General features: G+C 55.1%; 3 protein-coding genes. All 3 read left to right on the plus strand.

Features of this window, described 5'->3' with window-relative positions; translation table 11 throughout:
• The first annotated feature begins 176 nt into the window (after positions 1-176).
• Positions 177-1,274, plus strand: coding sequence for a DegT/DnrJ/EryC1/StrS family aminotransferase (locus tag WC359_15160; protein MFA5401789.1), 1,098 nt, complete (start codon positions 177-179; stop codon positions 1,272-1,274).
• Between the two features lies 1 nt (position 1,275).
• Positions 1,276-1,398, plus strand: a complete 123-nt coding sequence (locus WC359_15165; GenBank protein MFA5401790.1) for a Com family DNA-binding transcriptional regulator — start codon at positions 1,276-1,278, stop codon at positions 1,396-1,398.
• A gap of 58 nt (positions 1,399-1,456) precedes the next feature.
• Positions 1,457-3,737 (plus strand): LAGLIDADG family homing endonuclease (locus WC359_15170; GenBank protein MFA5401791.1); only part of this gene is annotated, 2,281 nt, incomplete at its 3' end.

A 3,737-nucleotide genomic window follows, 5' to 3' on the forward strand; every position in this document is an offset into this window, starting at 1 on the left:
GAAGAACGACCGCAACGAAGGACACATTCGGTTGACGGTGGACACGCCGGAGGACCTGGAGAGAGCGAGAGAGTTGTACGCGAGACTGTCGGAGGGGTTCAGGATGAGGGAGATAAGGGGAGGGGTTGGGTGAGCGAGTTCTGCATTAACATGTGAGTGTTGGGGGAGGGGAGAGAGTGAGGATAACCGATCTCGAACGCTCCTACGTCAACGAGGTGCTCCGCAACCAACTCCGCACGTCGTATGCGGGCACGATGGTTCGACGGTTCGAAGAGGCGTTCGCTCGCAAGATAGGCGCGAAGTATGGCGTAGCCTGCGTCAACGGCACAGCCACGCTGCACACCGCATTGGCGGCGGCGGGTGTAGGTCCCGGCGATGAGGTGATAGTGCCACCCTTAACGATGGCTTCAACCGCAATGGCGGTGGTACAGTGCGGGGCGACCCCGGTGTGGGGGGACATCAATCCTAAGACATGGTTACTCAGCCCCGACAAATGGCCGCTCACCAAGCGAACGAAGGCGGTCATACCCGTGACGATTTTCGGGCTGCTTGATTCACTTGTCAGGCTGGACTGCCTGAAAGACCTGTTTGTGCTGGAAGATGATGCTGAGTGCGTCGAACCCGGCATGGGCGTATTCGGTCACGCCGCCTCCTTCTCCTTTCAGAGCAGTAAGCATCTCACCGCAGGCGAGGGTGGCATCCTCCTTACAAACGACGAGGATCTAGCCAACCGCATGCGACAGTTCAGTGGATTGGGTTACGCTTCTCTGTCGGCGAAGCAGGGTCGTATCACGAAGGACACGATCCAGGACCCCAACTATGCGCGTCACGCGATGATAGGCTACAACTACCGCATGTCCGACCTACAGGCTGCTGTTCTTTTAGGGCAGACCGAGCGAATGGAGGAACTGCTGTCAGTGCGGTTGGATGCGGCGCGGCTCTACTCAATGGCTATTGAGGGGTGTGATTGGCTCATACCACAGTATGTTCCCGAGGGACACACGCACACGTATTGGTGTTATCCCATCCTGTTGAGCGAAGATGCGCCATGTTCGTGGCAGGAGTTTCGACGGAGGTTCATCCAATTAGGCGGTGACCCGTTCTACGCCGCATGGAGACTGACGTATCAAGAACCTGCGTTCGGTCAGTACAAGGCGCACTGTCCTGTGGCTGAGTCAATACAACCGAGGCTGATCCTGCTGAAGACAAACTACTACGACGAAGATCCTCTAAAGCAGGCTGAGGCGCTGAGAGCGACGTGGAGGAGTTGGTAGGGTGGAGGAGATCCGCTGTGTGAACTGCGGCAAACTGCTCCTATTGATTCGAGAGAAACCGCCGCCTACTGAGATTGAAGTGAAGTGCCCAAGGTGTAAGACGATAAATCAGATTTCTACGTGAGGCTCACGAAGCCCCTGACCGCAAAGGTTGGGGGCTTCTATTTTTTTGAGGTGAACCCATGAACGACCTACAGATTGCCAAGAAGATTCAGGGATGGTGGCTCGACGCGAAAGCGGACTGCCGCACCTTCATCGAACGATGGGTGCAGATCGAGGACCGCGACGTGTCGGGTTTGGCGATACCATTCAAGTTGTGGGAGAAGCAGGTTGAAGCAGTAAACGCATTCATCGACGACCGTCTCATTGTCGTCTTGAAGGCAAGGCAGTTGGGTTTGACCTGGCTCGCTTTGTCATATGCCGTGTGGAAGATGATATTCACACCCGGCTTCTCTGTTGTCGCTTTGTCGCAGAAAGAGACGCCGGACGCGAAGGAGTTAGTGCGGCGCGTCGTGTTCATCCTCCGTCATTTGCCGAAGTGGATTACTATCGAAAAATCCCAAGCACCCCCCCTATATCCGCGCCCGACGTGGGAAGCCACGACCCTCACCGTGACTATATCTCACGCGGGCGCGGAACCCTCTACCTTCCTGGCGATGGCGTCCGCTCCGGGAGCGGGACGTTCGTTTACCGCGTCCCTTGTGATACTCGATGAGTGGGCGTTCCAAGAGTACGCGAAGGAGATCTACTCTGCGGCGTACCCGACAATCAACCGTCCGACAGGTGGTCAGGTCATTGGTCTTTCAACGGCCAAGAGGGGAACGCTGTTCGAGGAGATATGTTTGAAAGCAAGGGCCGGTTTGAACAACTTCATCCTCGTCTTCTTGCCGTGGTTTGCCGATCCCCGACGGACGAAAGAATGGTACGAGAAGACGAAGCAGGACTTGCCCAACACGTACAGGGCCGAATACCCGTGTGTCGCCGCTGGAACTCTCGTGTCAACGGACAAAGGCATAATCCCCATCGAAGATGCTGCTGACGCGACGAGAACAGAGACTGGTGCAGCAAAAGCACTCCTCGACAAGGGAGAACGTCCGACAATAAGGATTTCGACTGATACTGGCAGGCAGTTGATTGTCACGCCGGACCACCGAGTAAAGACCCCTGCGGGTTTTGTGCCAGCCAATCTGCTCAAAGTCGGTGACGCGCTATGTCTTAGCCAGCCCATTCTTGCTGAGCATGCCTACTCACTTGTCTGGAACAACATTCCTGCCTATACCTGTTCAACCCAGATCGGACTGGACATGGCTCGGTTTCTCGGCTACTACATGGGCGATGGCTCATACAGGCGCGACGCCAAGGGCAGTACCACCGTTGATTTTGCATGCTGTGCTCTTGATGAAGATGTCGCTAATGAGATTTCTGGATTATGCGTCTCATTGGTTGGACATGAGCCAACACGTAGACTGACGGGAAGTAAGAAGGGGTGTATTAACCTCCGCTCAAACGACAAAGAGTGGTTTCCCCTACTATACAGACTGGGCGCACTCAGGAGGGCGGGAGCAAAAGGAGATCCTGAAAGATGGATGCGCAAGGTGTGCGTCCCCCCAGCGATTCTGCGCAGCCCACACGAGGTTGTCAGGGAATTCCTGTCTGCCCTCTTTGAATCGGATGGATGCGCCTACAAATACCAAAGCACCGTAACACTGTTTTCGAAGTATGAGAACTTCCTGCGCGACGTTCAAACATTGCTGCTGGCCTTTGGCATTGAGTCATCGATCAGATGCGCAGACAAGATTCATCCCGACGGGCACAAGTACACTGGGCGCGTCTTGTGGCTATCTGCTCCTGATAGTGTCAAGTTCTGCGAAGAGATTGGTTTTCGCTCAGCAAGGAAACGGGGCATCGCAGAACATTTACTGAGCAGGAGAAGGCGTTCTCGCAGACGTCCCGTGGGTATTGACTATGTGGCAGCCATTGAGGATGCTGGCATTCACAGGGTATACGACTTAACAATCGACGGCCCCCTCCATGCCTTCGGGGCAAATGGAATCCTAGTTCACAACTGTACCTTCGAAGAGGCGTTTAGTGTCGGCGAGGGCGCGTTCTTCGAGGAGTGGAACGAGGACGTTCACATACTGAAGAATTGGCGGCCACCGAAGGAATGGAAGAGGGTCAGGGTATACGACCCTGGATTCTCCTCCTACGCCTGCATGAAGTGGTACGCTATCAGTCCTGATGGATGGGCTGTCTGCTATCGAGAGTACTACCCGCACCGGACTACCGACAAAGAGCAAGCGGACGAGATAAAGAGGTTATCGAAGCATGACGACGGATCACCTGAAGAAATCGAATACACAGTGGCCGACACAGACGCCTGGACTCCTTCTAGAGACTCTGGGCAGTCTACTGCGGAAGTCTTCGCCCTTGAGGGAATCCCCATGCGACAGGCCACCAAAGACT

The organism is Dehalococcoidia bacterium (genome assembly GCA_041653995.1).
Taxonomy (GTDB): Bacteria; Chloroflexota; Dehalococcoidia; order GIF9; family UBA5629; genus CAIMUM01.